Origin of the sequence: Bradyrhizobium sp. CCGUVB23 (genome assembly GCF_024199885.1) — a bacterium.
Lineage (GTDB): Bacteria > Pseudomonadota > Alphaproteobacteria > Rhizobiales > Xanthobacteraceae > Bradyrhizobium.
The window spans coordinates 8783111-8802188 of the sequence record NZ_JANADQ010000001.1 but is presented as its reverse complement, the minus strand read 5'-3'; the positions used below and the strand labels follow the sequence as shown (position 1 = coordinate 8802188).

Genomic DNA, 19078 nt, shown 5'->3' with positions numbered 1-19078 from the left:
GACTGACTATTTGCTCGCGTCCGCCGCATCCATGCACTTCAGCACGAAGGCGGCGCGATCACGCAGCAGGATCTTGGCCTGCTGTGCCTTGAGGCCGCAGGCGCGCTGCCTCAACTGCTCGGTGCGGCGATGCTCCGCTGCGTCGCGGTACTCCGGTGCAACCGTGGCTGGATCGACCAGTTTTTGCGCAAAAACAGGAGGCATCAAGACAAACGAAATCGCAATGATTCGGATCAGGTGATTCACAAAGATCTCCCCCAGCCCTCAAACCCGGTGATCCTAACACGGCCGGGAAGGCTAGCTGCGAGGCGTTTCACGCTCGACATCGCAATCGTGGGACGAGGCTCACGCCGTGCTGTGATCGCAAAAAGCCTTCAGACCCGCGAAGCTCGCGTCCGGCTTGACGATGATGCTGGTCGGAATGGGATGCAGGTAATCCCGGAAACGTCCCTTGGCCTCAAAGCGCTCGCGGAAGGCGGATGCGGCCAGGAATTTCGGGAAGCGCGGGACGATGCCGCCTGCGATATAGACGCCGCCGCGGGCACCGAAGGTCACTGCCAGATTGCCGGCGACGGAGCCGAGGATGGCGCAAAACATTTCGAGCACGGTGCGGCTGAGGTCGCAACTGCCGTCGAGGGCGGCCGCGGTGATGGCCGCCGCGTCGCGTTGTGGGGCCTTCGCACCATCGACCTCGGCGACCGCCTCGTAGAGGTTTTGCAGCCCCGCACCGGACAGCGCGCCCAACTCGATCTCGACGTGGCCCAAGCGCCGTCGCATCGCGGCGATGACGCGCTCCTCGCGCTCCGTCTCCGCCGGCAGGGTCGCATGACCCGCTTCCGTGATCACGGCCACCCGGGCGCCGTGACGCTCGACGAGGCAGGAGACGCCAAAGCCCGTGCCGGGTCCGAGCACCAGCAGCGGCTCGCCAGCCGCGCCACTCTGGGCATCGAGCCGGAAGAGGTCGGCAGGTTGCAAGGCCGGCAGCGCCCAGGCCAGCACCTCGAAATCGTTGAGCACGTGAACAGCGTCGAGGCCAAAGCCGGCGCGGAGCTCCTTCCCATCGATGATCCAGGGACTGTTGGTCATGACACAGCGGTTGTTCACGACGGGTCCCGCGACCGCGAGCACGGCGGTGCTCACCTGCGCGCCATTGGCCTGGCGGGCGAGGAAGTCGGCCATGGCGTCGCGAACGGTGGGGAAGTCGGCGACCCGCGCATAGGCGACCGGCCCGATCCGGCCGTCCTCCTCCATCAGCGCGAACCGCGAATTGGTGCCGCCGATGTCGGCGAGCAATGCGCAACCTCTTGTCGTCCGACTGGTCATGTCCTCGTGGCCGCCGCGTCCATCGCCATTGGTGATCGCGGGAACCTTTGTCTCCATTGCTTCGCGGTCAGGTTCGCATACCACCGCGGCTTGATGCTGTCGTCAACGTCGATACGGGCGAACCGTTGCGCCGGCGGCAGTCCGCCCGCGGTAGGCGGTTGCGCAGTGGCGCCGGAAGATCGACATTGAGGCCAGACCGGGTGGAGACCAGCGATGAAGATATCCGACCGGGACGTCCTGCTCGTGATCGACGTCCAGAACGACTTTTGTACCGGCGGGGCGCTGGCCGTGCCTGGCGGGGAGAAGGTGGTGCCCGCCATCAATCGCGTCGCCCAAAAATTCGCCAATGTGGTGCTGACACAGGACTGGCACCCCACCGATCACGTCTCCTTCGCCTCCAATCACCCCAACAAGCGGCCGTTCGAGGCCATTGATCTCGACTACGGTCCGCAGGTGCTGTGGCCGACGCATTGCGTGCAGGGCACCGCCGGCGCCGAATTCCATCGGGATCTCGACGTCCGCCGGCCGAGCCTGGTGGTGCGCAAGGGCTTTCGCCGCGGCATCGATTCCTATTCGGCACTGTTCGAGAACGACCACAGGACTCCGACCGGGCTGCTCGGCTATTTGCGCGAGCGCGAGCTGAAGACGGCGTTCGTCGCAGGCCTGGCGCTGGATTTTTGCGTCCGCTTTTCGGCGGAGGATACCCGCAAGGCAGGTCTCGAGGTCGCGGTGATCGAGGATGCCTGCCGCGGCATCGATCTCGACGGCTCGGTTGCCGCCACCCATAACAGCTTCAGGGCGCTCGGCATTCCCGTCGTCAGCATCGAGGCGTTCTTCTAAAGATGGCGCAAGGAACGAATAAACCGCCGCCGCCGACAGCATCCGGGCCGGGCCCGGATGATCCGCTGCTGTGGCCGTTTGCAGCGGCCAAGGTCGCCATGGACGCCGCGTTCTGGTGGCTGGAGCGCAGCTCGCCCGAACCGCGCGAGACGGAACTGCCCTGGTCCACGCCCAACAAGGTCGCACTGGAGCTCGCGACCATGCGCCTGCGCGACTGTACGAAGAAGCGCACCGGCCCGCCGGCGCTGGTCTGCGCGCCCTATGCTCTGCACCGTGCGCTGATCGCCGATTTCGCGCCCGGTCACAGCGTCGTGCAGTCTCTGCAAGAGGGCGGGGTCGATCGGGTCTATCTCACGGACTGGCGCTCGGCATCATCAGAGATGCGCTATCTCTCGATCGACAGCTATCTCGGCGACCTCAATGTCGCGATCGATGAGATAGGCGCACCGGTCGACCTCATCGGCCTCTGTCAGGGCGGTTGGCTGTCGCTGCTCTACGCCGCGCGCTTCCCGGACAAGGTGCGCCGCCTGGTGCTGGTCGGCGCCCCCGTTGATCTCGCGATCGAGTCCGCATTGTCCCGGCTCGCGCGCAATGCGCCGGAACTGGTCTACGACCAGCTCGTGGCGCGCGGCGGCGGCAATGTCAGCGGCGAGGAGATGCTGCGCTTCTGGTCGAGGTCACTGAGTGCGGAAGATATCGCGGTGGCGTTGCAGAGGAGTTTGGCCGAGGAGGGCGGGGCTGAGCTCCTGGAGCGCTTCAATCGTTGGAACGAGGAGACCCTCAACCTGCCGGGCAGCTACTACCTCCAGATCGTCAACTGGATCTTCCGCGAGAACCGCATCGCGGCGGGAGGCTTCGTCGCGCTCGGCAGACAAATCGATTTGAAGGATGTGAGAGCGCCCATTTTCCTGCTCGCCGGGCTCGACGACGAGGTCGTGCCGGCGACGCAAGCGCTGGCGACCGCTGATCTCGTGGGGACGCCCCCGGTCTTCATCGCGGCAGCATCGGAGCCGTCGGATCATCTCGGGCTGTTCATGGGAGCGCGGACCCATGTCCATGCCTGGCCGCGCATCTCCGAATGGCTGCGCTCCGATCTCGGCGGCGGTGTTCTGGCGCGCAGGGCCTGATAGGCATCACCTGACGGCGGCGGTCTTGATCCCGGTCAAAGCCGTTGGACTGAGGGGGAGCCTAGAGTGTGACGTGGAGGCTCCATGAGGCTCAGCCCACTTCTGGCCGCTCTGGCGCTGGCGACCGCCGCGCTCTCGCAGGCGCTCGCTCAGGCCGACAACATGCGCGGCGATAAGGCAGCGTCCGAGCTGATGGCCGCCCTTCAGTTCCAGCACATCAAATTGTGGTCCGCCGGCCGCCTCGGCAACTGGCCGCTTGCGACCTATGAGCTCAACCAGATCGAAGCCGGCCTCGGGCGTGTGGCGCAACCGACGGGCCGCGCTGACCAGGCCGTCGCGGCAGTACAGGCCTTGCGGAGTGCCGTTGGTGCCAAGGACGCCGCGGCTTTCACCAAGGCCTACGGCGATCTGACCAATGGCTGCAATGCCTGCCACCGCGCCGAGGGATATGGCTTCATCACCCTTCAGGTGCCGGCGAACTCGCCTTTCACGGATCAGCTCTTTGTCGACCAGCTCGCCGAGGCGCGCTGGCTTGCACGTTCGATTTGCGGCAACTGCCATGTGGTCTCCGACAGGCCGAACGAGCAGCCGGAGTCGCGCATCCCGGCGCCCAGCTTCCCGGACATCGCAAGCCGGCCATCATTCTCCAGCGACGACCTCAGGCAGCTCCTCACCTCCGGTCATCGTTACCTAGGACCGAACCAGTCGATGCCAAACCCGCGGCTTGCCAGCCATCAGGTCGAGGCCCTCGTCGCGTTGTTCGAGACGCTGCGGGCCGAACGCTCCCGGTAGAGCGTGATCCGGAAAAGTGTGAAGCGGTTTTCCGAAAAGATCATCTCATCGCGCTTTAGGCGCATCCACACCATTCCGCAAAAGAACGGCCGCAGCATCCAAAGGGGGCGGCGGCCGGAAGTGGAGTAGGGAGGATGTTTAGCAGAGCCGTTATGCATGATCGGGAATTACGTGCATTGATGCACGTCAATCGGCTAAGAATGGTCGCAACTGAACGGAAGGTCCCGCGCACCATGAGCTTTCACTCGATCTACGCCCACGGATTTGCGCGCGTGGCCGCCTGCGTCACCACCTCGCACGTGGCCGATCCCGCCGCCAATGCGACAGCGATCGTGGCGGCCGCGGGCGCCTGTCACAAGCAGTCGGTGGCGGTCGCCGTGTTCCCTGAACTGTGTTTGTCCGGCTATGCGATCGAAGACCTCGTCATGCAGGACCCGCTGCTCGATGCGGTCGCGCGCGGCCTTGGGGCGATCGCCGAGGCGTCGTCGGCCCTGATGACCGTGCTGATCGTCGGCGCGCCGCTGCGCCACGGCGCGCGCGTTTACAATTGCGCGGTCGTCATCCATCGCGGCAGCATTCTGGGCATCGTTCCCAAGACTTACCTGCCGACCTATCGCGAGTTCTACGAAGGCCGCCACTTTGCCTCCGGCGCCGGGATCGTGGGTGAGGAGATCGCGGTCGGCGGCGTGCGCGCGCCGTTCGGCATCGACCTGCTGTTCGCGGCCGAGGATGTCACGGGCCTGACGATCGCCGTCGAGATCTGCGAGGACATGTGGATCCCGGTGACGCCCGCCTCTGAGCTGGCGCTTGCTGGTGCGAGCGTTCTCATCAACCTCTCCGGCAGCCCCATCACGATCGGCCGGGCACGCTCGCGCGCGCTATTGTGCCAATCGACCTCCGCGCGCTGCCTTGCCGCTTATGTCTATGCCGCCGCGGGCGCGGGCGAGTCGACGACCGATCTGGCCTGGGACGGGCAGACCTCGATCTACGAGAACGGCGTGCTGCTGGCCGAGGGCGAGCGGTTCCGGCAGGGCGGGCAGATCACGACCGCCGACGTCGATCTCGACCTGCTGCGGCAGGAGCGTTCGCTGATGGGAACGTTCGACGACAACCGTCGTCAGCGCGAGGCAAGCTTCCGCAGGATCACCTTTGCCTTGAAGCCGCCGGTTGCCGATATCGGCTTCCTGCGCGAGGTCGAGCGCTTTCCCTTCGTGCCGAGCGACGAGCATCTGCTCGAGCAGGACTGCTACGAGGCCTACAACATCCAGGTCGCCGGCCTCGTGCAGCGGATGCGTGCGACGGGAACAAAACGCGTCGTGATCGGCGTGTCGGGCGGGCTTGATTCCACCCACGCCCTGATCGTCGCGGCCAAGGCGATCGACCTGCTCGGTCTGCCTCGCGAAAACATCCTCGCCTACACCATGCCGGGCTTTGCCACCGGCAGCGAGAGCAAGACCAACGCGCTCGCGCTGATGAAGGCGTTGCAGACGAGATGGCAGGAGCTCGACATCCGCACCGCGGCGACGCAGATGCTGAAGGACATTGGTCATCCCTTCGGCAAGGGCGAGAAGGTCTACGACATCACCTTCGAGAACGTGCAGGCGGGCTTGCGCACCGATTACCTGTTCCGGCTTGCCAATCATCATGGCGGCATCGTCATAGGCACCGGCGACCTGTCGGAACTCGCGCTCGGCTGGTGCACCTATGGCGTCGGCGACCAGATGGCGCATTACAACGTCAATGCCGGCGTGCCAAAAACGCTGATCCAGCATTTGATCCGCTGGGTGATCGCCTCGAAGCAGTTCAGCGATGATGTCAACCGAATCCTGGGATCGATCCTCGCCGCCGAAATCTCGCCTGAGCTCGTGCCCGTCAAGCCCGGCGAGAAGCCGCAGAGTACGGAAGCCGCGATCGGGCCGTACGAGCTGCAGGACTTCAACCTGTTCTACACGCTACGCTTCGGGTTCCGTCCGTCGAAGATCGCCTTCCTGTCGCTGCATGCGTGGAAGGATGTTGCCGGGGGCGAGTGGCCGCCGGCGTTCCCGAACGACCGGCGCAGGGCCTATGCGCTCGCCGACATCCGCCACTGGCTCGAAGTGTTCCTGCGGCGGTTCTTCGCCTTCAGCCAGTTCAAGCGCTCGGCAATGCCCAACGGTCCGAAGGTCTCGGCCGGCGGCTCGCTGTCGCCACGCGGCGACTGGCGTGCGCCGTCGGACTCCAGTGCGGCGGCGTGGCTCGAGGATCTCGAGCGGAACGTGCCGAAATGATGAAGACGGACGAAATAAGGGGATAGTCTGATGGCGGCCGCGCCTAGGCCGGAAACGGCCGACGATCACAGCGGGGTCGTCAACGGCCTCTATATCTTCGAGATCGCGATGCGCGATGGCAAGCGCGGCCAGGCCAAGGGCGTCGCCGTGCTCTGCGACGGCCGCATCATGGGCGGCGACAGCTATTTCTACTACACCGGCCACTACACGTTCCGGAACGGCAAGTGGCGCGGCGAGATGACGGTCAATCAGCACACCGAGGTGGTCGGCAAGTCGCTAGCGTTCGCCGGCAGGGAGGTCACCTGCGGTTTCTCCGGCGGCTATTCCGCCGGCTGCGCCGAGATCGAAGGCATGGCGCTGGTCGGCAAGACCAGCGTGACCTTCACGGCGCGGTTGACGCTGAAAGAAGCGATGTAGAGCATCGCGGCGACGTCGTGATTGCTCAATCCCGAACGTCAGGCTCGAATCGTCTGTCGCGAACAAGATCGATCCCTGTGGGCAAACATGGTGCAAGTCTCGCCCAATGGGTAACCGCCGGCTGCCAATCGGTCAGCCGTGGTCGCAAAAAGCCGGACATCACCCGAAAGGCGTCGCCGGTCCAGTATCCGATCGCAACCTCACTTTTGCCTATGAGCTTGAGACTTGGTGGCTGGCCGGCTGCTGACACGATCAACAGCAAGCGCTCCTTCGCTGGTGGGATTTGAAGCGGATAAGCGTTCCATTCGATTGTGTGTAACGTTCGCTGGGTCACGGCCGGATTTGCTCCTAAATCCCATCCTCAGGTAGCCAAAGCAGGGTGCTCCAAAATGATCGAGGTCGCATTTTTCGCGATGCACCAAATTGTCAAACTTTAAGAATCGGGTTCCGCCGTCGTGATATTCTTGCTCCCCAAATCGACTGCCAGGGAGGACCGCAATGCTTGCGGAAAAGTTCTTTCTAGTTCTGGAGACGATTAAAAGTCACGAATCCGATGGAAGCGTGAAGATTGTCAGCTCAACGCCGCAAGTCCCGGCGAAGCTGCCAGCTAAGAAATAAAGCAAGTGGTCGCTTCAGTTGGCGGCGCTCCTGCCTTCAAGAGCTATAGGTGCCGCCTCGTGCAGCTCGAGCCAGCCGCGCTGCAACATTCACTGACAAACCAGCACGGGCGTTTTCGCGTTGGTCAGCACCTTGTTTGTCACACTGCCCATTAGAAGCATGGAAAGTCCGCTGAGCCCATGCGATGACATAACAATGAGATCGCAGCCTTTGTCCTGGGCTGTTGCGATGATGGCTTGATGCGGCTGCCCGTTCTCCACCTGAATTGTCTCGCAGGGAACACCGGCCTCCTTGGCTGCATTTGCCACGTGATCCAACACGCTCGCAAAGTCGCCTGTCACTGCAAAAAGCGGTTCCACAACGTTGATTGCGGATACCCTGGCTCCAACGAACTTCGCCAACGCCAACCCATGCGCCACCCCATGCTCCGCCAGCACCGACCCATCTGTCGGAATGAGAATATGCCGGTACATGCTTCACTCCCGATTGTCTGAACGTATAGCTGCCTTCCGAAGGTAAGTTGGGCCCGCGTTTCGGATATAGTCTTGCGATACATCAATCGGCCCATCTTGCCGCGACCATATGTCGGCGCGTGGCTCACCGCGTCACTTCGAGGCGAGACGCACCGCCTTTTCTATAACTGCAACAACGGATTTTCTCGGAGCAGATATCCTCGAAGGGAGTGGTCGCGCGTACCCCAGTTCTCACGCTCTCCAAAGAACCCGAGAGGGGGTCACAGAAAAAGAACGGCCGCCTGCGTTGCCACAAGCGGCCCAAGTCTAGGGAGGAAACGCCCAAGGAGGGCAGCGATAGCGGGAGCGCTACCGCATACCCTGTAGATAAGACGCTCGCGGTCGCGGCTCAATTGAAACTCGGTAAACGTCGGTCATCTAAACGGGTAACGGACCTATACGAAGGTTTATGCGCTCGCCCTCAAAGCCGATCCTTCTGGGCTCACGTATGCTGAGTCCCAACAGCGGCGCGAGACCGGTCCTCAAAACGGATGAAGCTTGCGCCGAGTTAATCTGCCTTACCAGAAAGATATTTGCAGCGGCGCGCGTTCTGCGGTTGACCGTGGTGTTTCCTTGGAAGCCTAGCCTCCTCGCCGCACGAGGGGTCTTTAGTTGAGGAAACACTCGGCCCGGAGCCCCCCAGTTCCTCCGGGCCGTTTTCCTTATCCAGGTGCGCCTACGTCGCGATCGGGAGCGGCGACAGTTTTGTATGGGACCTCATGTCGATTTCACGGGACGAATTCGATCCTCTTGCCGCCGTCGTGGACTGGCTCGATGCCTGCCGACGGGGAGACATGAACGCTCTGCTCGATCTATATGACGAGCGCGCGGTCATGGAATGCGGGTGCGAGGGGGTGACCTTGACGGGACGAAGTTCGATCGCGGCCTATTGGGCACCGAAGCTCGAAAGCAGGCGCTCCTTTAACCTTGACGATGTGGTCCTGACCGGCCACGGGGTTCAGATCGATTACCAGAGCTATGAAGGCAAGCCGGTCCGCTTTTACTTTCGCTTCGATCGCTCCAACAAGATCATCTACACGAGTTGCGGCCCATTGATCGATCGCGCCGCTAGAATCTCACCCAACTGAAGAAGCTCGACCTTGCCGCTGACGGTCGGCGACAATGGCGTCGCCATTCTTCGTCGCCGCCTTGCTCGAGCACCGCGAGATATTGGCATCGTCGAAACCGAAATCACCTGGCCAGGGTCACGGCCGTTGTCCCCATGCTGCCGGAATGGTAGCAATTCACCCATGGCCGAAGGCGACCCCATCCGCATCATCCCTCACCGTGGCGTAGACGATGACTGCGGAAGTCTTGAGGTATGGTTCGCGGACGGACGGAAATCGGTCAGGTTCTATTGGGACAACCTTGTCTCACGCCGGTTGAGCGGCAACACCCTCACGCGAGAGCAGGCCATCGAGAAAGCCACGGCGCTGGCGAGGGCTGAGATAGACAAGCTGGACAACCCCGATTGAGAGCCCGGCCCAGCCGCACGCGGTATGCAACGCGCCCCGCTGGTGCGTTCTTCCGGCCGGTCCGCTGCCAGAACCGGGCAAGCCAGCGCGCATTAGCGGCCAAAGGCGGACGCATCAGGCCTACACCACTTATTTCAGCCATTACGGTTCCCGCGAATGGCTCACACCGCATTGGCGGGATCAGGGGGATTTTTGTTTGCGTCGTCTTGGCTGCCGGGTCAGACGCTTGGCGTTTGCCGCCACCCGCTTTCGATATTGACGCACAATCTCATCGCTCGAGGCGCCAGCCATGAAGCTTGCGCCGGCTTTAGCGGCCGCCTGTATTTTTTCACTGACCATGCGCTCGGCTTCACGCTGAGCGCCCTTGCCACCTCGCATCAGCTTCGCCAGACGCAACCCGATCACGCGGTTTGATTCCAGCGCAAGCATCATCCAGTTCCGCATTTTTCTCGATTTCCCCGGCAGCATCCTGACTGACTCCTGAGGAGAAACTCGGCGGCTTTACCGGAGCTTAGTTCCAACCAAGCAGTCGGGCGTAGGTTCCCGCAGCCGGAGGGTGAGCGCAAGGGAAAGTCACTGTTGTTTGGCAGGCTATGCGAGAGAAGCCCCCGCCGATGCGCTCGACGGGGGCTGTGCAGGTGGATGGCGCGAGGCTCTGGCTGGAGGGCTGGAGGTGTCGCATCAAGGACCCGCAGCAACAGACTACGGGATGACAGGGCGGCCAGTATGTTATGTAGGTCACTTAAAAGCTGCGCAGGAATGGCTCGATCACCGCAACAAGCCGCGTTGGGCGAACTGCTTAGTCGATCACGGGCCCTTCGAGCTGGTTTCGAAATTGTTATCTGATGCCGGCGACATTGGACACGGACGACGTTCTACAGGGCGGGTCATCGACGGCGTGGCGCGAATTGCTTCCAGGCTCGATGCGCGCGAAGTGGCGGCTGAAATGCGCTATGCAAGGGACGAGCTGCCACGAGGTCCGGAGTGCCTAGGAGTCCGGACCTCGTGACTTCATCCCCCGCCCCATGGCGCCCCCGCCCATGTGACGCGGCCAGGAAAGTGTGATGCGCGTTGGCCGTCGGCCGCGCGCCGAGATACGCGAAATTCTCGGACGTTGCTATCCGCGTCACTACGGACGTGAACTGCCGTCTCAGTGCGACGCGAGCGTGTGCTGAGGCCGACGCGATGTCCACATCTCCCTGAACGTCGGGAACCTGCCTTTCACCGGCCTGTCACTGAACTGCGTTAGCGCTGCCCATGTCATCACGCGATGGCCAAGGGAGTTCAAGACATGACCGCTGTGCTGCCTGTGCTGGGCGCTGCTCTGTCCATCAAATCGATCCCCGCGCACCGCGACTGGCTCCTCGAACGCCAGCGTGATCTCGAGATCCAGGATTTTTTCCGAGCGGACCTCCTCGACAGCGACTGGCGCACCACGGCGAGCGAGATCAAGCAGATGCTCGCAGGTCACACCGGCCGGCTCGGCATCCACGGCCCGTTCTGGGGCTTCACGATCGACAGCCACGATCCGATGATCCGCCAGGCCGTCACAAAACGGCTGCTTCAAGGTCTGGACGCGGCCGAGTTCCTCGGTGCGACGCAGATGGTCATCCATTCGCCCTTCACAACCTGGGATCACAACCATCTCGACCTCTACCCCGAGAGCCGCGGCAATCTGGTCGAGCGGGTGCGGTCGACGCTTGCCGAAGTGATCGCGCGGGCCGAGCAAAGCGGCTGCGAGATCGTCATCGAGAACATCGAGGACAAGGATCCCCGCGACCGCGTGCGCCTTGCGAAAGCGCTCGAGAGCCCGAAGGTGCGCGTCTCGCTCGACACCGGCCATGCCAACTACGCCCATATCTCCACCGGCGCGCCGCCGGTCGATTACTACGTCGATGCGGCCGGCGACATGCTGGCGCATGTGCATCTCCAGGACACCGACGGTTTTGCCGACCGCCATTGGGCGCCGGGGGAAGGCAATATCCGCTGGGCCGCTGTGTTCAGTGCGCTGGGGCGCCTCAATTCCAATCCGCGGCTGATCCTCGAACTGCGCAATCACGATCGCGTCCATGCGGGAGCGGCTCATCTCAAGTCGCTCGGTCTCGCTGAATAGCCAACACAAACAAGGGCAGGGGTCATCGTCATGAGCAAGCTCACCCGTCGCACCATCCTGAAGTCCGGCACGGCTGCCGCCGGCACGCTGCTCCTGCCGCGGTTCTCGATCGCGCAAGGCGATAATCGTCCCTCGGTCGCGATCGCGGTGCAGAAGGTCACGAACTCGAACGTGCTCGACGTGCTGCGCGAGCAGTCGAATGTCGGCGAACGCGTGTTCTTCTCCTCGATCTGGGAAGGCCTGATCTCCAAGAATTTCCGCGGCAATCTCGAAGCCGTGCCGGGGCTTGCGACCGAGTGGCGGCGCATCGACGACCAGACGGTCGAGGTGAAGCTGCGCCAGGGTGTGAAATTCCACAATGGCGACGAGCTCACGGCCGAAGACGTCGTCTTCACCTTCAGCCGCGAGCGCATGTTCGGCGAGACCGAGGCCAAGAGCCGTTCCACAATCCAGGCGTTCGAAAAGATCCCGACGCCGCGGCCCGGCAAGGAATTGCCGCCGGACGTGCCGGCGGTTGCTCGCCGCATCTGGCCGGACCTCGTGCGCGTCAACGCTGTCGACAAGTACACCGTGCGTTTCTACAACGCGACTCCCGACGTCACCATCGAGGGCCGGCTGTCGCGCTACGGCTCCGACATCATGAATCGCCGCGCCTGGGACGAAGCCGCGAGCTATCTCGACTGGGCACGAAAGCCGGTCACGACGGGCCCCTACAAGGTCGTCGAGCTCAAGCCGGATGTCTCGCTGACGCTGGAGGCGCATGACGAATATTGGGGCGGCCGTCCGCCGCTCAAGCGCATCCGCTTCCTCGAAGTGCCCGAGGTTGCGAGCCGCATCAACGGTCTGCTCTCGGGCGAATACCAATTCGCCTGCGACATCCCGCCGGACCAGATCGCCGGCATCGAGAAGAACACGGCGTTCGAAGTGCAGGGCGGCACCATCCTCAATCACCGCCTGACCGTGTTCGACAAGAACCACTCCCAGCTCGCCAATCCGCTGGTGCGGCGCGCCTTCACCCACGCCATCGATCGCCAGGCGATCGTCGACAGCCTGTGGGCCGGCCGCACCCGCGTGCCGAAGGGCCTTCAGTGGGAGTTCTATGGCGACATGTTCATCGCCGACTGGAGCGTGCCGGCCTACGATCCGAAGCTCGCCCAGGACTTGCTGAAACAGGCCAACTACAAGGGCGATCCCATTCCGTATCGCCTGCTCAACAACTACTACACCAACCAGGTTGCGACCGCGCAGATCCTGGTCGAGATGTGGAAGTCGGTCGGCCTCAACGTTCAGATCGAGACCAAGGAAAACTGGTCGCAGATCATGGAGCGCGCCCCGACCCGCGCGGTGCGCGACTGGTCGAACTCGGCCGCCTTCAACGACCCCGTCTCGTCGCTGGTGGCGCAGCACGGACCGAATGGCCAGCAGCAGCAGATCGGCGAATGGACCAATGCGGAGTTGAACAAGCTCTCGGAGTTCCTGGAGACCTCGACGGATCGGGAGGCGCGCAAGAAGGCATTCCGCCGCATGCTGGAGATCGCCGAGCGCGAGGATCCGGCCTACACGGTCCTGCATCAGAATGCGACCTTCACCGCCAAGCCGAAGTCGATCAAGTGGAAGGCATCGCCCGCCTTCGCGATGGACTTCCGCGCCGGCAATTTCGAGGCGTAAGCCGTGTCGCCGCTGGTCAGCATCGAGGCCTTAAGCGTCGTCTTCAACGGCGTGCCGGTGCTGCACGGCGTCGACCTCTCTGTGCGCAAGGGCGAGGCCGTCGGCCTCGTCGGCGAGTCCGGATCGGGCAAGTCGGTGACCTGGCTGGCCGCGCTCGGCCTGTTGCCGCGTCACGCGAGGGTCTCGGGATCGGTGCGGCTGGATGGGCGTGAGATCCTCGGCGCGCCCGCCGCGACGCTCGATCAGGTGCGAGGCGGGCGCGTCGCCATGATCTTCCAGGATCCGGCGAGTGCGCTCAATCCGGTACTGACCATCCGCAGGCAGCTTTGCGAAGCTCTGGCGCTGCATCGCGATCTCTCGGGCGACGCGCTGAAAGCGGAAGCGCGAAGGCTGCTCGACCTCGTCGGCATTCCCGACGCGGCGCGGCGGCTCTCGGCCTATCCGCACGAATTCTCCGGCGGCCAGGTCCAGCGCATCATGATCGCGATGGCTTTGGCCGGAAACCCCGATCTGCTGATCGCGGACGAGCCGACCACCGCGCTCGATGCGACGATCCAGGCGCAGATCCTGGAGCTATTGTCGTCGGTGCGCCGCGAACTCGGCATGGCGATGGTGCTGATCAGCCACGACCTCGGCCTCGTCGCAGAGAATTGCGACCGTGTCGCGGTGATGTATGCGGGCCGCATCGTCGAGCAGGCGCCCGCGGTGGCGCTGTTCGACGATCCCTGGCACCCCTATGCGCAAGGTCTGATCGGCGCGCTGCCGCCGCTGGACGGTCCGCGCCGCAGGCTGGCGGCCATTCCGGGGACCGTTCCCGCCCCGTCGAAAATGCCGGCGGGCTGCGGGTTTGCGCCGCGCTGTGCCTTGGCAGTCGAGCAGTGCGGCATCAGTGCGCCCAGCCTTGCGCCGCTCGGCGATGCGCGCACTGTCGCCTGCGTCCGCGCCGAAGCCTCGCGCCGAGCGCCGCTCGGGATCGCCGCGGAATGAGCGCGCCGCTCGTCGAGGTCGCTGCGATTTCGCGCACCTATACCATGCGTTCAGGCATGTTCGGTCGGAGCTTGGCGGTACACGCGCTCGACGGCGTATCATTCTCCATCCGCAAGGGCGAGACGCTTGGCCTCGTCGGCGAGTCCGGCTCCGGCAAGTCGACGACGGGCCGCATCGTGCTCGGGCTCGAGCCGCCTGACGCCGGCGAGGTGCGGTTCGGCGGCAAGTCGATGGCTGCGCCGGGGACGCCAGAATGGCGCGTGCAGCGTGCGCGCATGCAGATGATCTTTCAGGATCCACTGGGGGCGCTCGACCGCCGCTTGCCCGTCGCCGACCAGATCCGCGAGCCGCTGGATGTTCATGGTCTCGGCACTGGGGCCGAGCGCGAGGCGCGCGTGCAGGAGCTGCTGAGGTCCGTCGAGCTCAACCCACAGCACGGCCGGCGCTATCCGGGCGCATTGTCGGGTGGGCAGCGCCAGCGCATCGTGCTGGCGCGAGCGCTGGCGACAAAACCTGATTTCCTGGTCTGCGACGAGCCGGTCAGCGCGCTCGATGTTTCGATCCAGGCGCAGGTGGTGAACCTGCTCGCCGATCTCCAGGCCGAGCTTGCGCTGACCATGCTGTTCATCAGCCACGACCTGCGCGTCGTCAGGCAGATCAGCAATGTCGTTGCCGTGATGTATCTCGGCCGCATCGTCGAAACCGGCTGCGCCGACGATCTCTTCGCACGTCCGGAGCATCCCTATACGCAGGCGCTGGTCTCGGCCTCGCCGGCGCCCGGCCGCCGCAGCGCGGGCCGCATCGTGCTCTCGGGCGATCCGCCGAACCCAGCCGCGCGCCCCTCCGGCTGCGCCTTCCATCCGCGCTGTCCGCGCGCGATTTCGCGATGCGCGACCGAGCTGCCGGCGCTGTCTTCCATTGCGAGCGACCGGCAGGTCGCCTGCCATCTCGTGAGCGGGTCGCAGGCCCAGAGCCAGGATGCGGCGTGATGGGCCGCTATTTTGCAATCCGGATCGGACGCGCGCTGCTCACGATCATTTTGGTCGTCACCTTCGCCTTTGTGGTCTTGCGCCTCTCCGGCGATCCCTCGTTGATGATCCTGGGGCCCGAAGCGCCGCCGGAGGTCCTTGCTGCCTTCCGCAAGGCCTGGGGCCTCGATGACCCCATCTGGATACAGTACGTCGACTATTTCGGCGCCATCGCCAAGGGCGAGCTCGGCCGCTCGATGCGCGATGGAAGGCCCGCGATCCAGCTCGTGCTGGAGCGGATCCCTGCAACTCTCGCGCTGACGCTGCCGGCCTTCGCCTTCAAGGTGGCGCTCGGTATTCCCGCCGGCATCTACGCAGCGCTCAATCGCGGCTCGGCGATCGACCGCGCAGTGATGATCACGGCGGTTGCGGGCTTCACGGTGCCGAGCTTCGTGCTGGCGCTGCTGCTCGTGCTCGTTTTCGCCGTGCAGCTCGGGTGGCTGCCTTCGGGCGGGCAGGACAGCTGGCGCCACGCGATCCTGCCGATCGCAACCCTCGGCCTTGGCGGCGCGGCCGTATTGGCGCGCTTCACCCGCAGCGCGATGCTGGAGGTGCTGGGCCAGCCCTATATCCGCACCGCCTCCGCCAAGGGCGTGCCTTGGCGCAAGGTCGTGACCGCGCATGCGTTGCCGAATGCGGCGATCCCGACCGTGACCATTCTGGGCTTCATGGTGGGAACGCTGATCGCCGGCGCGGTCGTGGTCGAGAGCGTGTTTGCCTGGCCGGGAGTAGGGCGGCTGCTCGTTGTTGCGGTTGCCAACCGCGACCTCGCCGTCGTGCAATGCATCCTGCTGCTCGTCGCGATGACGATGGTCACGTCGAACCTGATCGTCGATTTCCTCTACGGCTTCCTCGATCCGCGCTTGCGCGCGAAGGGAGCCCCTGCATGACCGATGCGACGCTCAAGGACACCGCCATCCGCCGTCGCATCAGCCTGCCGGCCATTCCGGTCTCGGTCGCGCTCGCGATCACCTGGATCGTCGTGGTGCTGCTGATCGCAGCCTTCGCCGAGAAGATCGCGCCTTACGGCTTCACCCAGCTCGACCTGCGCAACCGCCTGTCGGCACCCGGCAATGTCGCGCACTGGCTCGGCACCGACGAGCTCGGGCGCGACGTGCTCTCGCGTCTGCTCGTATCGATCCGCATCTCGCTGTTGATTGCGTTCGGTGCGACCGCGATCTCGGCCGTCGTCGGTACCACGCTCGGCTTCCTCGCAGCGCATTTCCGCGGCGTGGTCGAGCAACTCGTGCTGATGCTGACCGACTTCCAGGCCAGCATGCCCTTCCTGATCATGGCGCTCGCGGCGCTCGCCTTCTTCGGCAATTCGCTGCCGCTGCTGATCGGCTTGATGGGACTGTTCGGCTGGGAGCGCTATGCCCGCATCGCGCGGGGCCTTGCCATCTCGGCCAATGCGCAAGGTTATGCGGCCGCCGTCCGGCAGTTAGGGGCGACGCCGGCGCGGATTTACCTGCGGCACATTCTCCCCAACATCGCCTCGACCCTGATCGTCTCGACGACGCTGGTCTTCCCCGAGGTGATCCTGATGGAATCGGGCCTGTCCTTTCTCGGCCTTGGCGTGCAGCCGCCGATGACCAGCCTCGGCAACATGGTCGGTTATGGGCGGGAGTACCTGACCCGGGCGCCCTGGATCATGCTGGCGCCGGCCACGACCATCGTCGTGACGACGCTGGCGGTCTCAGTGATCGGGGACTGGCTGCGTGACCGGCTCGATCCGACCCTTCAATAGGGGCAAGGCGGGCTACGAGGAGGCCGCGCCTGGGGCAGGGGAGCCCTGTCCGGCCCAAGTTCCCGTTGCGCGAGCCGACCCCGTGCGCTATCCGGCCGGAAAGGCCTGAGGCGGCTTCAAAATTTCCCGCCTGGCCCCACCCAACCAGGACGGAAACCGCCATGCCAGCCTATCGCTCCCGCACCACCACCCACGGCCGCAACATGGCGGGCGCGCGCGGCCTCTGGCGCGCGACGGGCATGAAGGATGCGGATTTCGGCAAGCCGATCATCGCGGTCGTCAACTCCTTCACCCAGTTCGTGCCCGGCCACGTCCACCTGAAGGACCTCGGCCAGCTCGTCGCCCGCGAGATTGAGCAGGCCGGCGGCGTCGCCAAGGAATTCAACACCATCGCGGTCGACGACGGCATCGCCATGGGCCATGACGGCATGCTCTACAGCCTGCCGTCGCGCGAATTGATCGCCGACAGCGTCGAATACATGGCCAACGCCCATTGCGCCGACGGCCTCGTCTGCATCTCCAATTGCGACAAGATCACGCCTGGCATGCTGATGGCGGCGCTGCGGCTCAACATCCCCGCGGTGTTCGTCTCGGGCGGCCCGATGGAGGCCGGCAAGGTCAAGCTGCACGGCAAGACCCATGCGGTCGATCTGATCGATGCGATGGTCGCCGCCGCCGATTCCAAGGTCAGCGATGACGACGTCAAGGTGATCGAGCGCTCGGCGTGTCCGACCTGCGGCTCCTGCTCGGGCATGTTCACGGCAAATTCGATGAACTGCCTCACCGAGGCGCTGGGCCTCGCGCTGCCCGGCAACGGCTCGGTGGTCGCAACCCATGCCGACCGCAAGCGGCTGTTCGTCGAGGCCGGCCACACCATCGTCGATCTCGTGCGCCGCTATTATGAGCAGGACGACGCGAGCGTGCTGCCGCGCAACGTCGCGAATTTCAAGGCGTTCGAGAACGCGATGACGCTGGATATCGCGATGGGCGGCTCGACCAACACCGTGCTGCATCTGCTTGCGGCTGCCCATGAGGGGCAGGTCGAGTTCACCATGCACGACATCGACCGCCTGTCGCGACGCGTGCCCGTGCTCTGCAAGGTCGCTCCTTCCGTCGCCGACGTGCATGTCGAGGACGTCCATCGCGCCGGCGGCATCATGGGCATCCTGGGCGAGCTCGATCGCGCCGGCCTGATCGACACAAAGGTCTCGACCGTGCACGCACCGACCATGGCCGACGCCTTGGAGCGCTGGGACGTCAAGCGATCGAAGAGCGAGGCGGTGCGCACCTTCTATCGCGCCTCGCCCGGCGGCATCCCGACCCAGGTCGCCTTCAGCCAGGAGCGCCGCTACGACGAGCTCGATCTCGACCGCGAGAAGGGTGTTGTGCGAAATCTCGAGCACGCCTTCAGCAAGGACGGCGGCCTTGCCGTGCTCTACGGCAACCTCGCGCAGGACGGCTGCATCGTGAAGACCGCGGGCGTCGACGCTTCGATCCTGAAATTCTCTGGCCCCGCACGCGTGTTCGAGAGCCAGGACGCCGCAGTCGAGGGCATTCTGGGCGGCAAGGTCGTTGCCGGCGAAGTCGTGGTCGTGCGCTACGAAGGCCCGCGCGGCGGCCCCGGCATGCAGGAGATGCTCTATCCGACCAGCTATCTGAAGTCGGTCGGCCTCGGCAAAGCCTGCGCGCTCGTCACCGACGGCCGTTTCTCCGGCGGGTCCTCAGGGCTCTCGATCGGGCATCTGTCGCCGGAGGCCGCCGAAGGCGGCAACATCGGGCTCGTGCGCGACGGCGACCGCATCGCGATCGACATTCCCAACCGCAGCATCCAGCTCGACGTCTCCGACGAGGAGCTCGCCAAGCGTCGTGCAGCGGAGGAGGCGCGGGACGATGCGGCCTGGCAGCCGCAGAACCGCAAGCGCAACGTCTCGACCGCGCTGCAAGCGTATGCCGCACTGACCACCAGCGCCGCGCGCGGCGCGGTGCGCGAGGTCAAGCGCCGCTCGAACTGAGCGGCGCTATCGCGCGCTGCGATCCGCGGGTCGGATCGTGATTGGTCAATGAAGCGTTAGCGGCCAGCCAGAATTGGCTGGTCGCGTTAAGGATGCCCCGACGAACTTTCATCAATGCGGATTTCGCGGCGTATACTGCTGCACGCCGATTT

The 19078-nt window shown here is 64.5% G+C and carries 18 protein-coding genes; 14 read left to right on the top strand and 4 right to left on the bottom strand.

Annotated features, from left to right (window positions below):
- Window positions 1-6: 6 nt before the first annotated feature.
- Both NLN62_RS41180 and glk read right to left on the bottom strand, forming a co-directional pair.
- On the bottom strand, window positions 7-246 hold the full coding sequence (locus NLN62_RS41180) for a hypothetical protein (protein WP_254112440.1): 240 nt from the start codon (window positions 244-246) through the stop codon (window positions 7-9).
- 99 nt (window positions 247-345) lie between these two features.
- On the bottom strand, window positions 346-1323 hold the full coding sequence (gene glk / locus NLN62_RS41175; RefSeq protein ID WP_254113838.1) for a glucokinase: 978 nt from the start codon (window positions 1321-1323) through the stop codon (window positions 346-348).
- 213 nt (window positions 1324-1536) lie between these two features.
- On the opposite strand from glk, the gene pncA reads away from it, so the two are divergent.
- From pncA to NLN62_RS41150, 5 genes are all read left to right on the top strand, one after another.
- The gene (gene pncA, locus NLN62_RS41170) at window positions 1537-2163 is read left to right on the top strand and encodes a bifunctional nicotinamidase/pyrazinamidase (protein ID WP_254112439.1); all 627 of its coding nucleotides are present in this window, start codon (window positions 1537-1539) and stop codon (window positions 2161-2163) included.
- 2 nt (window positions 2164-2165) lie between these two features.
- Window positions 2166-3290, top strand: a complete 1125-nt coding sequence (locus NLN62_RS41165; RefSeq protein WP_027523368.1) for an alpha/beta fold hydrolase — start codon at window positions 2166-2168, stop codon at window positions 3288-3290.
- Window positions 3291-3374: 84 nt separating this feature from the next.
- A complete protein-coding gene (locus NLN62_RS41160; protein ID WP_027523367.1) occupies window positions 3375-4082 on the top strand; it encodes a cytochrome c in 708 nt (235 codons plus the stop codon).
- A gap of 233 nt (window positions 4083-4315) precedes the next feature.
- A complete protein-coding gene (locus NLN62_RS41155; protein WP_254112438.1) occupies window positions 4316-6349 on the top strand; it encodes an NAD(+) synthase in 2034 nt (677 codons plus the stop codon).
- Between the two features lie 30 nt (window positions 6350-6379).
- Window positions 6380-6766 carry a GrlR family regulatory protein gene (locus tag NLN62_RS41150; protein WP_254112437.1) on the top strand — a complete coding sequence of 129 codons (387 nt, stop codon included), beginning with the start codon at window positions 6380-6382 and terminating at the stop codon, window positions 6764-6766.
- Window positions 6767-7473: 707 nt separating this feature from the next.
- Here NLN62_RS41150 and NLN62_RS41145 read toward each other — a convergent pair.
- Window positions 7474-7857, bottom strand: coding sequence for a universal stress protein (locus NLN62_RS41145; RefSeq protein WP_027523364.1), 384 nt, complete (start codon window positions 7855-7857; stop codon window positions 7474-7476).
- 758 nt (window positions 7858-8615) lie between these two features.
- On the opposite strand from NLN62_RS41145, the gene NLN62_RS41140 reads away from it, so the two are divergent.
- Both NLN62_RS41140 and NLN62_RS41135 read left to right on the top strand, forming a co-directional pair.
- On the top strand, window positions 8616-8984 hold the full coding sequence (locus tag NLN62_RS41140) for a nuclear transport factor 2 family protein (protein ID WP_051389767.1): 369 nt from the start codon (window positions 8616-8618) through the stop codon (window positions 8982-8984).
- A 162-nt stretch (window positions 8985-9146) separates the two neighbouring features.
- A complete protein-coding gene (locus NLN62_RS41135) occupies window positions 9147-9371 on the top strand; it encodes a hypothetical protein (RefSeq protein ID WP_027523363.1) in 225 nt (74 codons plus the stop codon).
- Between the two features lie 180 nt (window positions 9372-9551).
- Here the strand turns inward: NLN62_RS41135 and NLN62_RS41130 are convergent, their stop codons facing one another.
- Window positions 9552-9839 (bottom strand): hypothetical protein, encoded by a 288-nt coding sequence (locus NLN62_RS41130; RefSeq protein WP_245288029.1) that lies wholly within the window; start codon window positions 9837-9839, stop codon window positions 9552-9554.
- A gap of 823 nt (window positions 9840-10662) precedes the next feature.
- On the opposite strand from NLN62_RS41130, the gene NLN62_RS41125 reads away from it, so the two are divergent.
- The 7 genes from NLN62_RS41125 to ilvD all read left to right on the top strand — a co-directional run bounded on the left by NLN62_RS41125 (window position 10663) and on the right by ilvD (window position 18926).
- Window positions 10663-11484, top strand: a complete 822-nt coding sequence (locus NLN62_RS41125; RefSeq protein ID WP_254112436.1) for a sugar phosphate isomerase/epimerase — start codon at window positions 10663-10665, stop codon at window positions 11482-11484.
- Window positions 11485-11514: 30 nt separating this feature from the next.
- Window positions 11515-13152, top strand: a complete 1638-nt coding sequence (locus NLN62_RS41120; RefSeq protein ID WP_254112435.1) for an ABC transporter substrate-binding protein — start codon at window positions 11515-11517, stop codon at window positions 13150-13152.
- 3 nt (window positions 13153-13155) lie between these two features.
- On the top strand, window positions 13156-14139 hold the full coding sequence (locus NLN62_RS41115; protein ID WP_254112434.1) for an ABC transporter ATP-binding protein: 984 nt from the start codon (window positions 13156-13158) through the stop codon (window positions 14137-14139).
- A complete protein-coding gene (locus tag NLN62_RS41110; protein WP_254112433.1) occupies window positions 14136-15128 on the top strand; it encodes an ABC transporter ATP-binding protein in 993 nt (330 codons plus the stop codon). Before NLN62_RS41115 ends, NLN62_RS41110 begins: the two co-directional genes overlap by 4 nt.
- Entirely contained in the window at window positions 15128-16057 is a 930-nt protein-coding gene (locus NLN62_RS41105) for an ABC transporter permease (protein ID WP_254112432.1), read from the top strand. The genes NLN62_RS41110 and NLN62_RS41105 overlap by 1 nt, the downstream gene beginning before the upstream one ends.
- The gene (locus NLN62_RS41100; RefSeq protein ID WP_254112431.1) at window positions 16054-16914 is read left to right on the top strand and encodes an ABC transporter permease; all 861 of its coding nucleotides are present in this window, start codon (window positions 16054-16056) and stop codon (window positions 16912-16914) included. Before NLN62_RS41105 ends, NLN62_RS41100 begins: the two co-directional genes overlap by 4 nt.
- A gap of 161 nt (window positions 16915-17075) precedes the next feature.
- Entirely contained in the window at window positions 17076-18926 is a 1851-nt protein-coding gene (ilvD, locus tag NLN62_RS41095) for a dihydroxy-acid dehydratase (RefSeq protein ID WP_027523356.1), read from the top strand.
- Window positions 18927-19078 lie beyond the last annotated feature (152 nt).

What these genes read in the sequence shown, in the direction of transcription:
- glk (WP_254113838.1), bottom strand. Translation starts at nt 1,323, where the DNA reads ATGACCAGTCGGACGACAAGAGGTTGCGCATTGCTCGCCGACATCGGC.
- pncA (WP_254112439.1), top strand. Translation starts at nt 1,537, where the DNA reads ATGAAGATATCCGACCGGGACGTCCTGCTCGTGATCGACGTCCAGAAC.
- NLN62_RS41165 (WP_027523368.1), top strand. Translation starts at nt 2,166, where the DNA reads ATGGCGCAAGGAACGAATAAACCGCCGCCGCCGACAGCATCCGGGCCG.
- NLN62_RS41160 (WP_027523367.1), top strand. Translation starts at nt 3,375, where the DNA reads ATGAGGCTCAGCCCACTTCTGGCCGCTCTGGCGCTGGCGACCGCCGCG.
- NLN62_RS41155 (WP_254112438.1), top strand. Translation starts at nt 4,316, where the DNA reads ATGAGCTTTCACTCGATCTACGCCCACGGATTTGCGCGCGTGGCCGCC.
- NLN62_RS41150 (WP_254112437.1), top strand. Translation starts at nt 6,380, where the DNA reads ATGGCGGCCGCGCCTAGGCCGGAAACGGCCGACGATCACAGCGGGGTC.
- NLN62_RS41145 (WP_027523364.1), bottom strand. Translation starts at nt 7,857, where the DNA reads ATGTACCGGCATATTCTCATTCCGACAGATGGGTCGGTGCTGGCGGAG.
- NLN62_RS41140 (WP_051389767.1), top strand. Translation starts at nt 8,616, where the DNA reads ATGTCGATTTCACGGGACGAATTCGATCCTCTTGCCGCCGTCGTGGAC.
- NLN62_RS41135 (WP_027523363.1), top strand. Translation starts at nt 9,147, where the DNA reads ATGGCCGAAGGCGACCCCATCCGCATCATCCCTCACCGTGGCGTAGAC.
- NLN62_RS41130 (WP_245288029.1), bottom strand. Translation starts at nt 9,839, where the DNA reads ATGCTGCCGGGGAAATCGAGAAAAATGCGGAACTGGATGATGCTTGCG.
- NLN62_RS41125 (WP_254112436.1), top strand. Translation starts at nt 10,663, where the DNA reads ATGACCGCTGTGCTGCCTGTGCTGGGCGCTGCTCTGTCCATCAAATCG.
- NLN62_RS41120 (WP_254112435.1), top strand. Translation starts at nt 11,515, where the DNA reads ATGAGCAAGCTCACCCGTCGCACCATCCTGAAGTCCGGCACGGCTGCC.
- NLN62_RS41110 (WP_254112433.1), top strand. Translation starts at nt 14,136, where the DNA reads ATGAGCGCGCCGCTCGTCGAGGTCGCTGCGATTTCGCGCACCTATACC.
- NLN62_RS41105 (WP_254112432.1), top strand. Translation starts at nt 15,128, where the DNA reads ATGGGCCGCTATTTTGCAATCCGGATCGGACGCGCGCTGCTCACGATC.
- NLN62_RS41100 (WP_254112431.1), top strand. Translation starts at nt 16,054, where the DNA reads ATGACCGATGCGACGCTCAAGGACACCGCCATCCGCCGTCGCATCAGC.
- ilvD (WP_027523356.1), top strand. Translation starts at nt 17,076, where the DNA reads ATGCCAGCCTATCGCTCCCGCACCACCACCCACGGCCGCAACATGGCG.